This window comes from Paenibacillus caseinilyticus, assembly GCF_027533645.1.
Lineage (GTDB): Bacteria > Bacillota > Bacilli > Paenibacillales > NBRC-103111 > Paenibacillus_G > Paenibacillus_G caseinilyticus.
On record NZ_JAQAGY010000023.1, the window covers coordinates 38608 to 57416 of the forward strand.

The window sequence follows — 18809 nt, forward strand, 5'->3', positions numbered from 1 at the left end:
ATGATTTCCACCCGGGCTTTCCCTTATCCCTCAATGAAAGGTACGTGAGGGTAACCCGCTCTCTATTTTTCAGAATCCCTTGCGAAACATGATGAAAAGCCCGATGGGCTGGTGCTTCCCCACCGGGGTCTTGGCCATAATGCCGGATAAGTTCTGCCTCACCATTCGTACAGGCGAATGCGAAGAGCCCGCATTCCCTGCGGGCTCTTCATCCTGCCGACGTTCCTGCCGGACCGAGGCCGGCGGGAAGGCAGTTCATTCCTCAGGCGTGCGGTCCAGGTACAGACGCGTCACCGGAGTGGAGTCGCCGTGCTCCACCTCGCCGGGGGAGGCTTTCTCCTCCAGCGGGTCATGGGTATTCATCCCCGGAGCGATAGTAGGCTCGTCCTGTTCCTGGGCGGAAGCTTTATTGCGATTGACCACGCAGCCCATCCCCCTTCTTGGAATAGGCGATCAGAGTGATCTCGCTGCCGGTCAGGCGGGCGAGCTTCGATTCCGCTTCCTGGATGATATCCACGACTTGGGATTGTTCCGTAAGCGGGGCGATCTGATATGCATCCGTCTCGATCTTCATGGCGTATTCCCTCCGGTTGTGGCATAGGGTAAGGGGCCCAGGGGGCCGCTCCTGCGGGTATATTGTCCCCCGGCGTCTGGCGGAGCATTCCAGCGGGAGAAGCCGGATTCCTATCCACAACTTCTGGAAAAGTGAGGAAATCGGGTATGCATCCAGATGACACGCTATGGTATATTCAACCTGTTGCCCCGTGAAGCGATTCGGATGGCAAGGGCTCACGGAGAAAAAAAGAGGGAGGGACCCCCATGCAGTGGAACCGGTTATCCGTTATGGCAAGTATCGTCATGGCGGTGTTGATCTCATCAATGGATACGACGATTATGAATACGACCATGCCCCTCATCGCGGCAGAGCTTGGCGACGAGAAGCTGTATGCCTGGAGCTTCGCTTCCTACATGATTCTGTGTACGATCGTGACCCCGCTCAGCGGGCGTATCTCGGACAGCTTCGGACGCAAGAAGGTGCTGTCCTTCGGGATTCTCGTCTTCCTGCTGGGCTCGCTGCTCTGCGGAACGGCGGATACGATGCTGCAGCTGGTGCTGTACCGCGGCGTGCAGGGCATCGGGGCGGGAGCGATGATCGCTTTCCCGGCGATTATTGCGGGCGACCTGTTCTCGGTGGAGGCGAGAGGGCGCATCCAGGCCTTCTTCACCGGCATGTGGGGGTTGTCTGCGGTACTGGCGCCGCTGCTCGGCAGCTTGTTCATCGAACAGCTCACCTGGCGATGGATCTTCTATGTCAACATTCCGATCTGTCTGGCTTCGCTCCTCCTGCTCATCCCGTATAAGGAGAGCTATGAGCCGAAGAAAAGCAAGATCAATTGGGGCGGGGCCTTGCTCTTCGGCCTTGCGATCGGCCTGCTGCTCCTGAATACGGTAGTGACGCACGGCTATCTGCTGTACACGGCCGCCGGTCTTCTGTTCCTGGTGTTGTTCGTGTGGAACGAACGCCGGCATCCGTCGCCGATCATGCCGGTGGTGGTTCTGCAGAACCGGCCGGTGGCATGGATGAACCTCAACGGATTCCTGACCTGTGCCGCCTTGTTCGGCTCCTCAAGCTATATCCCGTACTATCTCCAGCAGCACGGTTATTCGCTCTTCATCAGCGGACTGGCGCTGCTGGGCATGTCGGTGGGCTGGGTGCTCATGGGTGTGCCGGCGGGCAAATGGATTCTGCGTTACGGCTACCGCCCCCTGCTCGTGATCGGCAACCTGATTCTCGCGCTGTCCGGTCTGCTGTTGTTATTCCTGCCGGAGCAGGGTGGATTCTTCTACGTGAATATCATCATGGTACTGCAGGGGCTGGCCTACGGGCTGCTCGCCACCGTGTCGGTCATCGGCGTGCAGCAGCTCGTAGCGCCGGACCAGAAGGGCATCTCGACTTCCCTGCAGGTGTTCGCCCGCAATATCGGCACGGCGGTCGGCGTGACGATCATGGGCGGCCTGCTCACCGGCGCGCCGGCCTTCATGACCGGCATTCACCGGTTGTTCTTGTACGGCTTCATTGTGGCGCTCGCCGCATTGGCATCGACCGTATTCCTTTATAGAGGCAAGGAGCATACAGCCCCCCAGGCGGGTTAACCGCCGACCTCCACCCGGACCCGCTGCCCAAGGGGTACCGGGTCTTTGGATATTCCCCCATTCCGCAAAATAGATCAAAAATAAAATTACGAAATGATGTACAGTTGTGGTATCTCCAGGGAGGCGTCAAATGAATTACATTGAACCCGTAACCAAAGCGATAGCCTATATTGAAAACCGTCTGATGGAAAAAACCACAGCTGAAGACATTGCGGAATGGGTAGGATACTCCCCCTATCATTTTCACCGGATCTTCCAATCCGTCACAGAACACACCGTATCGGATTATATCAGGAGGCGGAGATTGACTCATGCGGCATATGATTTGTTCCATTCCGATCTTAGAATCATAGAGATTGCCCTCCAATATCAGTTCGAATCTCAAGAAGCCTTCACTCGAGCCTTTCAAAAGATGTTCTCCATCTCGCCGGGACGGTTCCGCAGGCAGACCAACATGAAAGACACGCTGTTTCGAACGATGGAGAAAAGGCCGTTGGATGAAGCCGGGATACGGCATCTGAAGTACAGAGTTACCCTTGCCCCCTCGATTGTCGATAAGGAAAAGCTCTATTTGGTTGGAATGGAACAAAGGGGGCTCAACTCTCAGGAAATCGGAAGGCTGTGGAGCGATTTCAGGCAAAGAGCGGGAGGAATTGCTGGAAGAAGGGGGCCTGAATCGATCTTTTACGCGCTGATTATGCTTACAGGAATTCAGTGGGAAGTCTCCTATACGGCTTGCGTCGAAGTCAGCGAAGAGGGACAAATCCCTGAAGGGATGGTCAATAAAGTCCTCCCTGCAGCTACATACGCCGTATTCACGCACCGGGGATCTTTGGATAGACTGGTGGATACATTCTATTACATCTATAACATATGGTTACCGAAATCGGGAAGGATTCGCACGAACGGTCCGGAATTTGCACGATACGATCATAGATATATGGGACCTGCGAATGATGATTCTGAGCTTGATATTTATATACCGATTGACCCGATATCGTGACTGGAGCAAAGCTCCGAGGAAAGGAAGTAAGGTGGATGACAGGAAACGCAGAGTGTAAGAATGGGTATGCAGGATACCGGGAAGTACATATAGATGATGCCTCCTTAGGCATTACATTTCCTATGATAGTGATGTATCCGGCAGACCATCCCGAACAAGTAGAACGATTGGGGCCATACCTGCTGGAATTGTCCAGGGATGCAGAGACTTCGAGAGGGAGATTTCCTCTGGTTATCATCTCTCACGGTACCGGAGGTTCGCCGCTTGTATACCGGACGCTGGCTCGGCATTTAGCCCGGAACGGATTTATCGTCGGCATGCCAGAGCATCCATACAACAATCGAGATAACAACAGTTTAGAAGGAACGGTACATAACCTTGCCAACAGACCTAGGCACCTAAGGATGGCCACCGACTGGTTTTTTGAAAATGGGTTGTTCAAGGATAAATTAATGCCGGATGCCGTATCGATCATCGGGCATTCCTTGGGTGGATACACGGCATTGGCAGCGACAGGTGGCGTGCCGACTTCGTTTCCTCATGAGACCCCGGACGGTAATCCGCAGCTCATAGAGGTTACATCCGATAAAAGAATCAAGTCCCTGGTTCTCCTAGCGCCTGCCTCGGTCTGGTTCCGGGCTGAAGGGAGCTTACGTACCATTAACCTCCCCATTTTGATGCTGGACGCAGAGAAGGATCCCTACACGCCCTCTTTTCACGCGCAAATCATATTGGGCGGCGTCGCTGATCCGAAGAAGATTCAATACAGAACAGTCAAAAACGCCGGACATTTTTCCTTTCTAAGCCCCTTCCCAGAGTCGATGAAGACTCCGGATTTTCTCCCTTCGCAAGACCCCCCGGGCTTTGATCGCGAACATTTCCATAGCACGCTTCAGGAAGACATATTGCACTTTCTATATACCCATCATGACGAAAGGTGGGGGTCTTAGCAGTCTTTGAGCCTGCGGGTCCGGCTCATGAACGAGGCGGTCACGAACGCTTTGATGGGACCCTGCCGTCCACGTATACCCGGTTGAGGGCAAGGAGGGGGGGCTCGCAGCATGGCGTGATAAGCAGAGAACGGAATAAGCAGAGAAAACCAAGAAGCGGACTTCCCCGGGAGGGAGTCCGCTTCTTGAGATGGAAGGACAGCAGCGTGTAGGGAAGGGGCAGGGAGCCAGGCTGCGCGGGGGTTCGGCTGGGTAGTCGGCGAGCATGGAAGCCGGAGTCAGTTCAGCCGAGCCGGAACATGATAAGCACCGGCGTCTAGGCCTTGCGAAGAAGCGGGGAAGTCAGGGTCATGCCCGTCGGCCGGCTCGGCCTTGGCTCGCTGCCGCTAGTGACCGAACCATTCCTCGATCTTCTTGCGCAGCGCTTCCCGCTTGTCGGCCCCCTTGCCGCGTTCTTGCTTCCGTGCTTGCTCCTGCTCGCGTTTGGCCTGTTCCTCGGCTGCCTGCTCTTCGGCCGCCTTCTGCCGGGCTGCGGCTTCTTCCTCGGCGCGCCGGATCTCTTCGGGCACGGGGAAGCCGGAGACCGGCACGCCTTGGAGCGAGCGGGTCATGATCTCCCGGAACAAGGTGGCCGGCACGCTGCTGCCGGTGGTGAGATAGTGGGATTTGTCGGTCTTGTCGTACCCGACCCAGACGGCCGCCGTCAGCTCGGGGGTGAAACCGGCGAACCAGGCATCCTTGGAGCCGCCGGAGCCGATCGCCTGGAATTCGGCGGTGGCTGGCAGCTGGGTGGTGCCGGTCTTGCCCGCCGTCGGTCGTCCGTCGACCGCCGCTGCCTGCCCGGTCCCCGAAGGGGAGAGGACGTTCTGCAGCAGGGTCGTCAGTATATAGGCGTTGACGGGCGTGGTCACCGTCGTCTGCTGCGGTGCGGCGTCGACCAGCTTTTGCCCGTCTTTCGTCGTGATTTTGACGATGGCGTGAGCTTGGTGCAGCACGCCCTGGTTCGCAATCGAGCCGTAAGCCTGGGCCATCTGGAGAGGGGAGACCCCCTCGGACAGCCCGCCCAAGGCGAGGCTGAGAGTCCGGTCTGCCGCTGGCAGGGTGATGCCGGCACGCTTCACAAAATCAAGTCCGGCGTCAATGCCGATCTCGTTCAGCAGCCATACGGCGGGAATGTTCCACGAGCGCATCACCGCTTCCTGGAGAGAGACCTGGCCGCGCGTCTGTCCGTCCCAATCCCGCGGTTTGTAGCCACCGATGTCGAGTTCTCCGTCATAGAGAACGGACTGCGGCGTATAGCCCCGCTCTAGCGCCGGACCGTAGACTGCCAAGGGCTTGAAGGACGAACCCGGCTGGCGCTTCAACTCCGTGGCCCGGTTGAAGCCGCGGTAGACAGCCTTGCCTCTGCCGCCGAGAATGCCTTTGATGACACCGGTCTTGTGGTCGATGACCACGGCTCCACTCTGCACGGGCTGGTCTCCTTGGGCCTGAGGGAAGAGGGCGTCGGTCGCATAGACCTGCTCCATCGCCTGCTGCACCTTCAGGTCCATGCCCGTGTAGATGCGAAGGCCCATCGTCAGCACCTGTTCTTCGGTGAAGCCGTAGAGCCGCTGGGCTTCGTCCATGACATAGTCGACATAATGGGCGTGGCGTCCCTGCAGCGAATCTTCGGCTTTGGGCGGAGAGAGCGCAATGGGTTTCGCTACGGCTGCGGTGTACGCCGCCTCGCTGATGAAATTCTGCTCTTTCATCAGGGAGAGCACCAGGTTGCGCCGCTCCAGCGCTTTGTCCGGATTCTTCACCGGTGAGTAGGCGGTGGGCGCCTTCGGCAGCGCCGCGAGCAGGGCGCACTCCTCCAGCGTCAGATCCTTCACGCTCTTGCCGAAGTACTGCTGTGCAGCCCCCTCCACGCCGTAGCGCCCCTCACCCAAGTAGATGCTGTTGAGATAGAGCTCCAGAATCTCGTCTTTGCTGTACGTAAAATTGATCTTGACCGCATAGCCCAGTTCTTTGGCTTTGCGGGTCAAGGTTTTGTCCGATTCGAGGAACAGGTTCTTCGCCAGCTGCTGGGTGATCGTACTGCCGCCTTCCTTCATGGAACCGGCCCGGAGGTCGCGGAGCAAAGCCCGGCTGATCGACCAGACATCGAAGCCCTTGTGCTCGTAGAACCTGCGGTCCTCGACCGCAATCACGGCGTTGCGCAGATGCTCCGGCATCTGAGCCAAGGGCACAGGCACCAGCTTCGAAGACGAAAGCTGGGCCACGCGCTGGCCATTCATGTCCAGCATGAAGCCCGGCTCAGGCAGCGGGTGCGACAGCTTCGAGATATCAAGGCCGCGCACCCAGGTTGCGGCGACAGCCAATCCGATTACGCCGGCGGCCGCCGCGCCGACGAATGCGACTAGCAGCAGGCGCTTGCGGCTCTTCGGCTTGGCGGCTGCCGGCACGCTGCCGGCGGCTGTCTCCGCCGGGGCACTGCTGCGCACGGCCTTGCCGCGTGCCGAATGCTCTGTGCGCAGCGGCTCGGCTGGCCGCGAGGCCGCATGCTCCGAGCGCAGCGGCTCGGCTGGCCGCGAGGCCGCATGCTCTGTGCGCAGCGGCTCGGCTGGCCGCGAGAGCGCGTGCTCTGTGCGCAGCGGCTCGGCTGGCCGCGAGGCCGCCGAATCTGTGCGAGGCGCCTCGGCCTCTCCGGCTTTAGGCGCCTCGCGGTTGGCTCCTGCTTTGCCCCAGGCTGCCCGTGCCGCCTGCAAGGCTGCCCGGCCTTTGCTGCCCGGGCTTTTATCTCTAGAAGAACTCACAGTTATGGCCCCCTTTGCATACCTCTGTCCCGTCGTAACGGAACTGCCATCGCGATGAGGCAGCATTTTGCTCATTCTAATTCTTTCGTTCATCGCGTCCGTTTTGGGCTGGTGGACATGTCAAACAAAGGAAAAAATTCAACCGCAAGGCATCCCGAAAGTATAGCATGGGAATTCACCTGGGGCACGATCCAAAATCATACAGTTCCCCCCTGGGGAGGTAACGCCCGCCGTTTGCAAAGTCCCGCCTGAGTGAGCCTGCCGTCCCTGCCGCAGCATGACCGTTCAGCAGCCTCTATCACAGTTCTACTCACACCTCATTACCTATCTATTAAATAAACGCACACAAAGAGGCCCGAACCGGGAATACCCGGCCGGGCCTCGTTTTAACGGCTGCAGCATTTATTGGATGGGGTCGGGGATCAGGCCGGCTTCGATGAGCTGCGCATTGGTTTGTACGCGCACCATCGACTTTCCGAGCTTCTTTACTTCCTCTTCGTTGGTGGCCATCATGCCGTTGAGCGCCCGGTCGATCGGCGTGGACTTGCGTTTGGCTGCCGTTCCCTCCAGGTACTGAAGCACCTCGGACATGACCTGCTCGGCAGATACTTCCGCCGACATCGGCACGCCTCCGGGGGTGACAAAGCCGGCTTCGCCCACATCGATCAGCGTCTGTCCATTTTCCTGCGTATACGTGTAGAGGCGGTACGGATATTCCTTCAGCGTAGCAGGGTCACGGAATTTGATCTCATAAGCGGCGCCTTCCCGGAGAGAGATCTGCGAGAATCCCAGGGCAGTGAGCGTACTGTGAACTTGGGAGAACGGCTTCATGATCGTCGGCAGCGTTCGTTTGCGTGTCATGGTCAACACTCCTTCGGGTTGGGGTAGTACGTGCCAGGGGCACGGCTATAGGCCATCCGTCAAGTGACTCCCGCATCGGCGGGCTTGGGCTCCTATCTCCCTTTACTGGGAAGAGGGCGTCATCGGTTGTGTATGATCTACGCGGCCACTCTTCTGGAAAGCGCTTTCCGTGGTGCCGTCGGCTTCCCGCTCTGTACCTCTCTATTACCCGCTGCGGACAAGTCCGAAACAGCTCCCGAAAGAGCCTGGGCGAGTGGACCTTCAGGGCCATTGACGGGTTCCGGCAGGCTTGTATAGAATGAGGCGGAACCGGGCTTACTGGATCCTATATCAAACGAAGCAAAGGAGAGATGGCCATGGACTTGTCAGGCAATACAGTGCTGATCACAGGAGGGGCATCGGGCATCGGGTTCGCGATGGCGGAGCGGTTCATCCGGGCAGGCAGCCGGGTGATCGTATGCGGCCGCCGGGAGGAGAAGCTGCGCGAGGCCAAGGAGCGGTTGCCGGAGCTTCATACCCGGGTGTGCGATGTAGCGGATGAAGCCAGCCGCCAATCCCTCTTCGACTGGACGGTGAACGAATTCCCAGAGGTGAACGTGCTTGTGAACAACGCGGGGATCCAGCAGCGGGTGAACCTCCTGGAAGCGGCGGAAGATTGGAGCTATTACCGTCAGGAGATCGCTGCGAATCTGGAGGCTCCCATTCATTTGGCGATGCTGTTCGCCCCCTTTCTTGCAGGCCAGGGCAGGCCGGCGATCATCAATGTGACCTCGGGCCTTGCGTTCTCGCCGCTCGCAGGCGTGCCGGTCTACAGTGCGACCAAGGCGGCCCTGCACTCCTTCACGATGAGCTTGAGGCACCAGCTGGCGCAGACCGGCGTGCAGGTGATCGAAGTGGCTCCTCCGGCCGTAGACACGGATCTCGGCGGGCCGGGTCTGCATACGTTCGGCGCACCGCTAGGCAACTTCGCGGATGGGATCTTCCAAGGGCTGGCCGAGGGACGCACGGAGATCGGGTACGGACCGTCGGAGAAGTCCCTGCGGATGTCCCGCGACGAGATCGACGCCGCTTTTGAGGCGATGAACAACCGGACGGCCCGGTAGGAAGCTACCCGGTCGGGCATCCGACGCTGTAACCCAAACCTCCCGGATGCCCCAAGCGGCGCGGTCCGGGAGGTTTGGTTTCCCCGCACCCCATGATATAATGTGGGAAGAAATTGGGCCTTAGAGGCAACCGGAGTGAAGGATATGCGGATCAATAAATTTATTAGCGAAACAGGACTGTGCTCGCGCAGGGAAGTCGACAAGCTCGTCGAAGCGAAGCGGGTGACGATTAACGGCAAGCCGGCGGAACTCGGCTCCCAGGTAGAGGAAGGCGATGAAGTGCGGGTCGACGGCCGGCTGGTCAGCACGAAGAAGCCCCATGTGTATATCGCCTTGAACAAGCCAGTCGGCATCACCTCGACGACGGAGCGGCATATCCGCGGGAATATTGTGGACTTCGTGGGACACAAGGAGCGCATCTTCCCGATCGGCCGGCTCGACAAGGATTCGGAGGGTCTGATTCTGCTCACCAATGACGGGGATATTGTCAACAAAGTGCTGCGCTCCGAATTCGAGCATGAGAAGGAGTATATTGTGACGGTGGACAAGCCTGTCACGCCGATGTTCCTGCAGGGCATGGCTTCCGGGGTGCATATTCTGGGTACGGTCACCAAGCCCTGTAAAGTAACCCGGCAGCAGGACCGCGTCTTCCGCATCGTGCTGACCCAGGGGCTCAACCGACAGATCCGCCGGATGTGCGCCGCCTTCGGCTATGAGGTACGCCGGCTGAAGCGGGTGCGTATTATGAACATTGCGCTCGGGGACCTGCCGCCAGGACAGTGGCGCGACCTGAAGCCGGACGAGCTGCAGGGACTGCTGCACCGGATCGGGCATGAAGCGGATGCTTGATCTTACAGGGGAGAACCGGCATGGAACGCGGCACGAGAGCTACCCGTTGAATTTGTAGCCGATGCCCCGCACGGTATGGATGTATCTCGGATCCGCGGGATTCCCCTCGATCTTCTTGCGCAGATTCGAGATATGAACGAGCAGCGTGCGGGTGTCCCCGTTGCTGTCGACACCCCAAGTCAGCTTGTAGAGCTGTTCGAGCGACAAGACCTTGCCCGGAGAACGGGCCAGATGCAGCAGCAGGTCGAATTCCTTGGAAGACAGGGGCACCAGGGTGCCGTCGACTTTGACGGAGCGGGAGAGCATGTCGATCTCCAAGCCCGGGAAGGTCAGATGCTGGGATTCTTCCTTATGCTGTTCCATGAGCTGGCTGCGCCGCAGGTGCGCTTTGACCCGGGCTACGAGCTGGCCCGGGGAGAACGGCTTCGTGATGTAGTCGTCCCCGCCGATGCTGAAGCCGAGAATGATGTCCATATCCTCGCTCTTGCAGCTCAGGAAGAGGATCGGGGTATTGGAGGTTTTGCGCAGCTGGCGGCATACTTCGATCCCGTCCATCTCCGGCAGCAGAATATCGAGAATGACAAGGTCAGGGCGGTGCTCCAGGGCGATCGCCAGCGCGTCGGGACCGTTCGTGGAGGTCAGGACCTCATAACCTTCTTTTTTGAGATAGAGGGAGATGAGTTCCAGGATTTCGGCTTCATCGTCTACAATGAGTATTTTTTCTCCAGGCATGAGTGTCTCCTCCAAGCAGTTCTATGTACAAGGCGCCCGTTCGTTGGTGTACCGCCTGCCCGCCAGGCGGGGGGATCGCATTCCGATTCGGCAAAAAAAGAAGATTTCCAAATGTCGACGGGTGCGATACGATAGCATCAGGCGGCAGTCATCCTCAGGGCAGCCAGAAAGAAAGTGGTACCGATCCTCAAAAACTATTTCTATTATAAAGGTTTTTTCATTATTTTTTCCATAGTTTTGTTAATTGGTCTTGGAACTGCCTGCAGTGGGGAGGAGACGGGAGACGACTCGCTGCGTCCCCGGGCGGTGAACGGCATTCTCCGGCTGGACGGGCACCGCTTTGACCGTGACGGCAACGTGGCGCTCGAAGGGGAGTGGCACTTCTACTGGCGGCGTCTGCTTACGCCGCTCGAGCTTCTGTCCCCGAGCAGCGATACGCTTAAGTCTATGCAGACCATGGAGCTGCCGGGCTTTTGGAGCGGGCGGACGGTCAACGGGGAAGAGCTTGAGGGAAGCGGATACGCGACCTACCGGCTCAAAGTCAAGATCGACGACCCGGTCACCCACCTGGCCCTGTATGTTCCATCGGTCAGGACCGCGTACAAGGTATGGGTGAACGGGCAGATGCTCACGGAAGTCGGAACCTTGGGCAAAGACCTGCAGTCGTCCGTACCCCGGTTCAAGTCACAAGTGCTGAAGATCGACAAGAGCGGGGTCGGCACGCTTGATATCGTGGTTCAGGTATCGAACTTCCATCACCGCCTCGGCGGAATCCTGAGGCCCATCGAGCTCGGGACCATCGACCGGATTAATGACCGGGTCTACAGTTCCCTGGCGTTCGAGATGCTCATCATCGGAAGCCTGTTGTCGATGGGATTCTACCATCTAGGCTTGTATGCGCTGCGGCGCAAAGAGAGCGGCGCCTTGTTCTTCGGCTTGTTCTGCGTGCTCGTCGGGGTTCGCGCGACATTGACCGGCAGCTCGATGCTTTATTATTTTTTCGAGGACCTGTCTTGGACGATGGGGGTCCGCATCGAGTACATCTGCTTCTTCATCGGGGTGCCGTCCATACTGATGTTCGTGCGCTCGCTCTATCCGCTGGAGGTACGGCGGGAGGCGGTACGTACGGCGCAGGGACTCGGCTTGCTGTTCTCTGCCGGGCTCTTCTTCTTCCCTGCCCCGTGGTTTACTTACTTCATTCCGATCTATCAAGTCATCACGGTCATCGGCTGTATCTACACGATGATGTGTATCGGCCAGGCACTGGCGCGGCGCAGGGAAGGGGCCATGTTCGCTGTCGTGGGCGCGGGCTCCTACATTACCAGCGTCGTCATCGATATCCTGTTCTACAACCAGTTGATCCACTTCGGTGAGGTATCGTCGTACGGGCTGCTCTTCTGCGTATTCATGACTTCGTTCATCCTCAGTGCCAAGTCGGCCAAGGCTTACCGGTCCGTCGAGACGCTCTCCCGCCAGATGCGGGAGATGAACCTGGGGCTCGAGGAGAAGATTCGCGAACGCACCGCAGAGCTGCAGCAGATTAACCGCAGCCTCGAGAAGATGAATGAAGATCTGGCGCGGATGGAAACCTCGCGGCGGCACCTGCTCAGCAATATCTCGCACGATCTCGGCACGCCGATGACGCTGATTCAGGGGTATGTCGAAGCGCTGATCGATGGCGTGGTCACCCAGCCGGACCAGCAGCAGAAGTATCTGAAGCTGATCCACGGGCGAATTACGAGCCTCAGCCGCCTCATTGCGGATCTCTTCCAGCTCTCGAAGCTGGAGGCACGGCAGCTCGACTTCGATATCCGTCCGGTGCCGGCGGGTGATTTTATCCGATATTTCGAGGAACGGTACGAGCTGGAGCTTGCGGGGGCGGGACTCCGCTTTGAGATGGTTTCGCATGCCATGAAGCCTGCGGATGCCGAGCCGGCTTGGATCCGGGTGGATCTGGACCGGATCGACCAGGTGCTCACGAACATTATCTACAACGCCGTGAAGCACACGCCGGCGGGCGGGCTGATTCAGCTGCTCTTCATCGTCGACGAGTATTCGCTCGTCGTGCAGGTGCAGGACAACGGGACGGGTATCGATCCCGAAGACCTGCCTTACATCTTCGACCGCTTCTACAAAAAGGACAAGTCCCGCAACACCGCCCGGGGAGGCAGCGGGCTCGGCCTTGCGATCGCCAAGGAGATCATCGACTACCATGGAGGCCGCATCTGGGCCCAGAGCATGATCGGCCAAGGGGCCTGCCTGGCGTTCATGCTGCCGCTGGTGAACCCGGCGGAGTAAGCCGCAGCCTTTACTTTTACTTGGCTGCAGCGGCGCAGGGTGGCCCGGGCTCGAATCGGCTACAGCAGCGAATGACGGTAATCGGTAGGAGAGACGCCGTACTGCCGCTTGAACTGCTTCGAGAAGTAGAGCGGATCCTGGAAGCCGACGGAAGAGGCGGTCTGCTCCACCGTCAGCTCGGGGCGCTCCCGGAGCAGATGGCGCGCCTTGTCGAGCCGAAGCCGCAGCAGGAAGGTCACCGGGGTGACGCCGGTCTGCTGCTTGAAGAGCGTGGACAAGTAGGCGCGGTTGTAGCCGAGCGTCTCGGCCATGAGCTCGATGGTGATCGGCTCGGCATACTGCGCGGACAAGTAGTTCAGCGCCTGCTGCACCGTCTGCGCCGCTGGGCTGGTTTCTTCGGGCAGCGTCCGCCCTTCCCCCTGCAGTGCCTCCGCATAGTCGGCGAGCAGCAGCTGCAGCAGTCCGTTCGCCCTCAGATTGGCAGAGAGGCTGCGGGAGCGGAAGGCGGTCTGGACCTGATGGTACAGCACGCCGGTGCTGCGGCGCCGCGGGGCCTGGATGACCGGCTGCCGCGAGCTGAGTCCGATACCTTCGAGCAGCGCGGCTGCCTGCTCCCCTTCGAAGGCGATCCAGCGGTAGTGCCAAGGTTCTTCGAGGTCGGACGTGTAGGCGACCAGCTTCCCGGGTTCGATCAGGAAGCTGTCTCCGGGACCGAGCTCGTAGGTCTGCCCAAGGCATGTATAGCTGCCTCTGCCGGAGAGGATGTGATGCAGCAGATAATAGTCCACTACTTTGGGCCCGGGCTTATGGCCCGGCTTCGTCTGGCTGTGGCCGGAGAAGAGCACGGTCAGCGGGCCCGGCTGCGGGGGAGGATACGGATTCGACACGACGTAATAGCTCTCGGGGGGGACAGCTGCAGGCTTCATGGCTGGGCATCTCCTTGATCAAGGGGCTAAGGTGTGTCCATTGTATCATGCAGATGAGGGGGAGAATAGCGGGATCTAACATAATTCCATATGTGTCTGACATCGTTCCATACTCTCCGACGTACCTGTTGCGCTATACTGAGACCATTCAAAGCATGCAGGATGCATTACGTATTCCAGTTCTATCCATACTTATGATGAGGTGAAGAGCGATGAGTGAAGTACAGGTATTAAAGGAACAGTTTATCGAATTGTACGGTACGGAGAGCTCCCACGAGATTCACGTATTCCACGCGCCGGGCCGTGTCAATCTGATCGGCGAGCATACGGACTACAACGGAGGATACGTATTTCCGGCCGCGCTGACGTTCGGGACGACGCTTGTGATCCGCCGCCGGGACGACGGGCTGCTTGGCTTCGCATCGACCAATTTTCCGCTTCGCAAACAAATATCCATTCAGGATATCGAGTACCGCGCAGAGGATGACTGGACCAATTACCCCAAAGGCGTGATCCAAGAGCTGCAGAACCGCGGCGTGCGGGTAGGCGGATATGACCTGCTGTTCAGCGGCGCGATCCCGAATGGTTCGGGGCTCTCGTCTTCCGCTTCGATCGAAGTCGTAACAGCCTACGGCTTTCTAACGCTGGAAGGGCAGCCGGTGGATACGGTCGATATTTCGCTGCTCGCCCAGAAGGCGGAGAACGAGTTTATCGGCGTCAAATGCGGCATCATGGACCAGTTTGCCGTCGCCAACGGCAAGAAGGACCACGCGATTCTGCTCATGTGCGACACGCTGGAATACAAGCATGTGCCGTTCCACAGCGGCTCTTACAAGCTCGTGATCGGCAACACGAACAAGAAGCGCGGGCTGGTCGATTCCGCTTACAACGAGCGGCGCGCCCAATGCGAACAGGCGGTGGCGGACCTGCAGGTGAAATATCCGGACCTGAGACTGCTCGGGCAACTGTCCCTCGAGCAGTTCGTGGAATCCCAGGATCTGATCCAGGATCCGGTCGTCCGCAAGCGTGCCCAGCACGTGGTCGAAGAAATTCACCGTGTCCTGCATTCCGTGCGCGTGCTCGAAGAGAACGATCTCGTCGGCTTCGGCGAGCTGATGACCGGCTCCCACAAGTCGCTGCGCGATCTCTATGAGGTGACGGGCTTCGAGCTCGACACGATGGTCGAGGCAGCGCTGGAGGTGCCTGGCGTGCTCGGTTCCCGGATGACGGGCGCAGGCTTCGGCGGGTGCACGGTGTCCCTCGTTCACGAGGACAGCGTCGAGCGCTTCATCGAGGAAGTCGGCCAGGTATACAAGAACAAGACCGGCCTGACTGCTGATTTCTACGTCTGCAATATCGGGGACGGCGTGAAGGAACTGCCGGCCCTGTAATATTCCTGTACTCCATTAGACACTGACATAGATAGAGAAGAGATCCGCGGATAGCGAAGGGAGAGGTAACAATGGCAATTATGGTAACGGGCGGCGCGGGGTATATCGGTTCGCATACGGTGGCCGAGCTGCTGGCACGAGGGGAAGAAGTTGTCATCGTCGACAATCTGCATCAGGGACACCGCGAAGCGGTGCTTGGCGGCAAGCTGTACGTAGGCGATCTGCGTGACGCCGCCTTCCTGGATACGGTGTTCGGGGAGAACGAGATCGATGCGGTGATTCACTTTGCGGCGAGCTCGCTCGTGGGCGAGAGCATGCAGAATCCCGGCAAGTATTATCATAACAACGTGTACGGCACGCTCTGCCTGCTCGAGAAGATGAACCAATATGGCGTCCAGAAGATCGTGTTCTCTTCCACGGCGGCCACGTACGGCGAACCGGAGAACGTGCCGATTCTCGAGACCGACCGCACCCTGCCGACCAATGCTTATGGTGAGACGAAGCTCGCGATGGAGAAAATGATGCGCTGGTTCGATACGGCTCACGGCATCAAGTACGTGTCCCTCCGCTACTTCAACGCCGCCGGGGCGCACGAAGAAGGCAAGATTGGCGAGGACCACTCGCCGGAGACGCATCTCATCCCGATCATCCTGCAGGTGGCGCTGGGCAAGCGCGAGCACATCTCGATCTACGGCGACGACTACCCAACGGCGGATGGCACCTGCATCCGCGACTATATTCATGTCACCGACCTGGCCGATGCGCATATTCTCGCGGTGAAGAAGCTGCGCGAAGGCGGCGAGAGCGCGGTCTACAACCTCGGCAACGGCCAAGGCTTCTCGGTGAAGGAAGTTATCGATATCGCCCGTACCGTGACAGGACACGGCATTCCTGCGGGGGTGGAAGCGCGCCGCGCCGGCGATCCGGCCGTACTCGTCGCTTCTTCCGACCGGGCGAGAAGCGAGCTTGGCTGGGAGCCGAAGCGCAATCAGTTGGAGCGGATCATCGCTTCCGCTTGGGCTTGGCACCAGAGCCGCCCGGACGGCTACGGACCGAACTGAAGGCGGCTGTCAAGGCACGCCGATTCCGCCGCGGGGCGGGTGTAGAGTCCGTCCCGTGGCGATAAGGAGGGAAAAAGAGCAATGGAGAACGTACAGAAAGAGCCGCAGCACAGCGCTCCCGCCCGAGAGGCGGCCTACCGGATCGAGCGGCTGCTGCAGTTCGCCTTGAAGCGCAAACTCATCGACAGTATGGACGTGTACGCGGCCCGCAACGGGCTGCTGGATCTGCTGCAGGTACCCGAGCCCTATGAGGGTGTACTGGAAGAGGCACCGGCGGAGAGTCCGGTGGAGATCCTGGAAGGACTGCTCGACTACGCGGCGGAGGTCGGCCTCTTGGAAGAGAACAACACGACCTTGCGCGATCTGCTCGATGCGCGGATCATGGGCCAGCTTATGCCCCGCTCCTCGGAGATCGTGAACCGGTTCTGGGCCAAGGCAAGGAAGGATGGCGTAGAGCAGGCGACCGAGCAGTTCTACCGCCTCTGCATCGACTCCAACTATATCCGGATGGACCGGATCGAGAAGAACCTGTACTGGCTGGCGCCGACGGAGTACGGGGCGCTCGAGATGACCGTCAACCTCTCGAAGCCCGAGAAAGACCCGAAGGAGATCGCGATGCTGAAGAATGCGCCGCAGTCGCATTATCCGAAGTGTCTGCTCTGCATCGAGAACGTGGGCTACGCCGGCCGCCTGAACCATCCGGCCCGCCAGAATCACCGGGTCATTCCGCTGGAGCTGACGGGTGAGACCTGGTTCTTCCAGTACTCGCCATATGTATATTATAACGAACACAGCATCATCTTCGATAAGCAGCACCGGCCGATGAAGATTTCGGGAGACACCTTCGAGCGGCTGCTCGACTTCGTCGACCAGTTCCCGCATTATTTCATCGGCTCGAATGCGGACCTGCCGATAGTCGGCGGTTCGATTCTGAACCATGATCACTTCCAAGGCGGGCGCCACAAGTTTCCGATGGAAATCGCGCCGGTCGAGGAGAGCTTCACCCATCCGGATTACCCCGGAGTGAAGCTCGGGATCGTGAACTGGCCGATGTCCGTTATCCGGATTCAGAGCCATCACCGGGAGCTGGTCCTGAAGCTGGCGGGTACGATCTTGGATAGTTGGAGAGGCTACAGCGATCCGGGGCAAGAAGTGCTGGCTTATACGGAGCAGGATGGCGTGCGGACCCCGCATAATACCGTCACTCCGATCGCCCGCAACAATGCGAACGGAGAGTATGAGCTTGATCTTGTGCTGCGCAACAACCGCACGAGCGCAGAGCATCCGGACGGGATCTTCCATCCGCACCAGGAGCTGCATCATATCAAGAAGGAGAATATCGGCCTGATTGAAGTGATGGGGCTGGCTGTTCTGCCCGGCCGGCTCAAGGATGAGCTGGAGCTGGCGGGGCAGCTGTTCACCGGCGGGGCGCCTCTGGACGGGCGCATCACGGAGGATGCGTCGCATCCGCTGCATAAGCATGCGGCTTGGCTGGCCGAGCTGATCGCCGAACACGGCGCGGCGCTGACGGAGGAAGCGGCGGAAGCGATGCTCCGAGGGGCCGTAGGCCGCAAGTTCTCGGACGTGCTCCGTGACGCGGGGGTATACAAGCGCGATGATCACGGACGTCAAGGCTTCCGGGCCTATCTGCGGAGTATCGGTTTTCAATAAAGAGAGCGGTTCCTCCGGCTCCGGAGGGGGGCGCCTCGGTCCCGGTTCCGCCCTCCCGTAACACAGGAGAGCAGGAACACGGGCTCAAGAAGCGTGAGCGGGATAGCTGCGCACGTCAACCAAGGGCTGAAGCATATGCTTCAGCCCTTTTTGTCGTACGGCCGAGGGGCTCCCTGCGGCTCGCTTCGCTGCATAATCCAACACGCGGAGGCGGAGAAGGCCATTACACGATAATACGCTGCCGGGTATCCATGGAGGCAGGCACTTCGGAAGTGACCTGCACGATCTGCAGATTGTTCATGCAGAGACTGAGCTTCAGCAGGGCGGCTTCCGCCTGTTCGCGGTTCATCGGATGCCCAAGCAGTTTGCCTTTATAACTGATACTGAATTTCATGGTCCGTCCTCCATTACTAGATAAATTGGTTGTGATGATAGTTATAGGTAGGGGCTTGGCATAGTGCCGGTCCCTCTTATGTAGATACGATGATGGAGATCAGGCTGGCGTCTGGTCCGCTACTCCACAAGATTCGAAAAGAATCAGGGGGTAAGGTCCGTTCGCGCGCCGTAACCATCAAAAGAACAGACTACCCGGCTGATCCGGGTATCTGCTCTTTTGACGATGAATGTCTCCTGAAGCGTTATTGGATGTAAGCCTGGTTAGTGTGCTTTGCGTTCTTCGAAGGTCTGACAACAGGTGTCAATGACGCCGCTGGCCTCATCCTGATGGCGGGAGTCATACTCCAGTCCGTTCTTGCTTTGCGTACCGGGCTTGTCCGAATGTGCGTTAACTTCAATCATAATGACCTCTGCACTGCAGTTATTGCCGCTCTCCCAGTACTCACAGTTAGCAATACTGCACTTCACCATTGGATTTTCCATGTGGAATCACCTCCGCTTCTTATTAACCATCCGGGAGAGACTTCAAACACTGATTCGACAAAAGAAATAAAAGGAAAGAAGTAGGGGAACGTTTGTTCTTATTATATAAGAACAAAGAACATTAGCCAAGACC

General features: G+C 58.7%; 17 protein-coding genes. 9 read left to right on the forward strand and 8 right to left on the reverse strand.

The window, feature by feature from the left end; genetic code table 11:
* Positions 1-255 precede the first annotated feature (255 nt).
* Both O9H32_RS25930 and O9H32_RS25935 read right to left on the reverse strand, forming a co-directional pair.
* On the reverse strand, positions 256-423 hold the full coding sequence (locus O9H32_RS25930; RefSeq protein WP_269869034.1) for a hypothetical protein: 168 nt from the start codon (positions 421-423) through the stop codon (positions 256-258).
* The gene (locus tag O9H32_RS25935; protein ID WP_269869035.1) at positions 407-574 is read right to left on the reverse strand and encodes a hypothetical protein; all 168 of its coding nucleotides are present in this window, start codon (positions 572-574) and stop codon (positions 407-409) included. Before O9H32_RS25935 ends, O9H32_RS25930 begins: the two co-directional genes overlap by 17 nt.
* Positions 575-819: 245 nt before the next feature.
* Here O9H32_RS25935 and O9H32_RS25940 point away from each other — a divergent pair, with 245 nt between their 5' ends.
* From O9H32_RS25940 to O9H32_RS25950, 3 genes are all read left to right on the forward strand, one after another.
* Complete coding sequence (locus O9H32_RS25940) at positions 820-2154, forward strand: MFS transporter (protein ID WP_269869036.1); 1335 nt, start codon at positions 820-822, stop codon at positions 2152-2154.
* A gap of 130 nt (positions 2155-2284) precedes the next feature.
* Positions 2285-3157, forward strand: a complete 873-nt coding sequence (locus O9H32_RS25945) for an AraC family transcriptional regulator (RefSeq protein WP_269869037.1) — start codon at positions 2285-2287, stop codon at positions 3155-3157.
* A 35-nt stretch (positions 3158-3192) separates the two neighbouring features.
* Positions 3193-4107, forward strand: a complete 915-nt coding sequence (locus tag O9H32_RS25950; protein WP_269869038.1) for an alpha/beta hydrolase family protein — start codon at positions 3193-3195, stop codon at positions 4105-4107.
* 386 nt (positions 4108-4493) lie between these two features.
* Here O9H32_RS25950 and O9H32_RS25955 read toward each other — a convergent pair whose 3' ends face one another.
* On the reverse strand, positions 4494-6905 hold the full coding sequence (locus O9H32_RS25955; protein ID WP_269869039.1) for a transglycosylase domain-containing protein: 2412 nt from the start codon (positions 6903-6905) through the stop codon (positions 4494-4496).
* Positions 6906-7307: 402 nt separating this feature from the next.
* Entirely contained in the window at positions 7308-7766 is a 459-nt protein-coding gene (locus O9H32_RS25960; RefSeq protein WP_269869040.1) for a hypothetical protein, read from the reverse strand.
* Positions 7767-8122: 356 nt separating this feature from the next.
* Here O9H32_RS25960 and O9H32_RS25965 point away from each other — a divergent pair, with 356 nt between their 5' ends.
* Both O9H32_RS25965 and rluF read left to right on the forward strand, forming a co-directional pair.
* Entirely contained in the window at positions 8123-8869 is a 747-nt protein-coding gene (locus O9H32_RS25965) for an SDR family oxidoreductase (RefSeq protein ID WP_269869041.1), read from the forward strand.
* Positions 8870-9013: 144 nt separating this feature from the next.
* Positions 9014-9718, forward strand: a complete 705-nt coding sequence (rluF, locus tag O9H32_RS25970) for a 23S rRNA pseudouridine(2604) synthase RluF (protein ID WP_269869042.1) — start codon at positions 9014-9016, stop codon at positions 9716-9718.
* 39 nt (positions 9719-9757) lie between these two features.
* On the opposite strand, the gene O9H32_RS25975 is transcribed toward rluF, so the two are convergent.
* Entirely contained in the window at positions 9758-10450 is a 693-nt protein-coding gene (locus O9H32_RS25975; RefSeq protein WP_269869043.1) for a response regulator transcription factor, read from the reverse strand.
* Between the two features lie 237 nt (positions 10451-10687).
* Here O9H32_RS25975 and O9H32_RS25980 point away from each other — a divergent pair, with 237 nt between their 5' ends.
* On the forward strand, positions 10688-12748 hold the full coding sequence (locus tag O9H32_RS25980; RefSeq protein ID WP_269869044.1) for a sensor histidine kinase: 2061 nt from the start codon (positions 10688-10690) through the stop codon (positions 12746-12748).
* A 59-nt stretch (positions 12749-12807) separates the two neighbouring features.
* Here O9H32_RS25980 and O9H32_RS25985 read toward each other — a convergent pair whose 3' ends face one another.
* The gene (locus O9H32_RS25985; protein WP_269869045.1) at positions 12808-13674 is read right to left on the reverse strand and encodes an AraC family transcriptional regulator; all 867 of its coding nucleotides are present in this window, start codon (positions 13672-13674) and stop codon (positions 12808-12810) included.
* A gap of 212 nt (positions 13675-13886) precedes the next feature.
* Here O9H32_RS25985 and O9H32_RS25990 point away from each other — a divergent pair, with 212 nt between their 5' ends.
* The 3 genes from O9H32_RS25990 to O9H32_RS26000 all read left to right on the forward strand — a co-directional run bounded on the left by O9H32_RS25990 (position 13887) and on the right by O9H32_RS26000 (position 17797).
* Positions 13887-15065 carry a galactokinase gene (locus tag O9H32_RS25990; protein WP_269869046.1) on the forward strand — a complete coding sequence of 393 codons (1179 nt, stop codon included), beginning with the start codon at positions 13887-13889 and terminating at the stop codon, positions 15063-15065.
* Positions 15066-15136: 71 nt separating this feature from the next.
* Entirely contained in the window at positions 15137-16126 is a 990-nt protein-coding gene (gene galE / locus O9H32_RS25995) for a UDP-glucose 4-epimerase GalE (protein ID WP_269869047.1), read from the forward strand.
* An 81-nt stretch (positions 16127-16207) separates the two neighbouring features.
* Positions 16208-17797 (forward strand): UDP-glucose--hexose-1-phosphate uridylyltransferase, encoded by a 1590-nt coding sequence (locus tag O9H32_RS26000; RefSeq protein WP_269869048.1) that lies wholly within the window; start codon positions 16208-16210, stop codon positions 17795-17797.
* Positions 17798-18020: 223 nt separating this feature from the next.
* Here O9H32_RS26000 and O9H32_RS26005 read toward each other — a convergent pair whose 3' ends face one another.
* Together O9H32_RS26005 and O9H32_RS26010 are read right to left on the reverse strand one after the other, a co-directional pair.
* Entirely contained in the window at positions 18021-18191 is a 171-nt protein-coding gene (locus O9H32_RS26005; protein ID WP_269869049.1) for a hypothetical protein, read from the reverse strand.
* 263 nt (positions 18192-18454) lie between these two features.
* On the reverse strand, positions 18455-18676 hold the full coding sequence (locus tag O9H32_RS26010) for a DUF1540 domain-containing protein (protein ID WP_269869050.1): 222 nt from the start codon (positions 18674-18676) through the stop codon (positions 18455-18457).
* Between the last annotated feature and the right edge of the window lie 133 nt (positions 18677-18809).

Bases quoted from the DNA above. Each gene is read 5' to 3' on its own strand.
- O9H32_RS25935 (WP_269869035.1), bottom strand. From the start codon at position 574: ATGAAGATCGAGACGGATGCATATCAGATCGCCCCGCTTACGGAACAA.
- O9H32_RS25940 (WP_269869036.1), top strand. From the start codon at position 820: ATGCAGTGGAACCGGTTATCCGTTATGGCAAGTATCGTCATGGCGGTG.
- O9H32_RS25945 (WP_269869037.1), top strand. From the start codon at position 2,285: ATGAATTACATTGAACCCGTAACCAAAGCGATAGCCTATATTGAAAAC.
- O9H32_RS25950 (WP_269869038.1), top strand. From the start codon at position 3,193: ATGACAGGAAACGCAGAGTGTAAGAATGGGTATGCAGGATACCGGGAA.
- O9H32_RS25960 (WP_269869040.1), bottom strand. From the start codon at position 7,766: ATGACACGCAAACGAACGCTGCCGACGATCATGAAGCCGTTCTCCCAA.
- O9H32_RS25965 (WP_269869041.1), top strand. From the start codon at position 8,123: ATGGACTTGTCAGGCAATACAGTGCTGATCACAGGAGGGGCATCGGGC.
- rluF (WP_269869042.1), top strand. From the start codon at position 9,014: ATGCGGATCAATAAATTTATTAGCGAAACAGGACTGTGCTCGCGCAGG.
- O9H32_RS25975 (WP_269869043.1), bottom strand. From the start codon at position 10,450: ATGCCTGGAGAAAAAATACTCATTGTAGACGATGAAGCCGAAATCCTG.
- O9H32_RS25985 (WP_269869045.1), bottom strand. From the start codon at position 13,674: ATGAAGCCTGCAGCTGTCCCCCCCGAGAGCTATTACGTCGTGTCGAAT.
- O9H32_RS25990 (WP_269869046.1), top strand. From the start codon at position 13,887: ATGAGTGAAGTACAGGTATTAAAGGAACAGTTTATCGAATTGTACGGT.
- galE (WP_269869047.1), top strand. From the start codon at position 15,137: ATGGCAATTATGGTAACGGGCGGCGCGGGGTATATCGGTTCGCATACG.
- O9H32_RS26000 (WP_269869048.1), top strand. From the start codon at position 16,208: ATGGAGAACGTACAGAAAGAGCCGCAGCACAGCGCTCCCGCCCGAGAG.
- O9H32_RS26005 (WP_269869049.1), bottom strand. From the start codon at position 18,191: ATGAAATTCAGTATCAGTTATAAAGGCAAACTGCTTGGGCATCCGATG.
- O9H32_RS26010 (WP_269869050.1), bottom strand. From the start codon at position 18,676: ATGGAAAATCCAATGGTGAAGTGCAGTATTGCTAACTGTGAGTACTGG.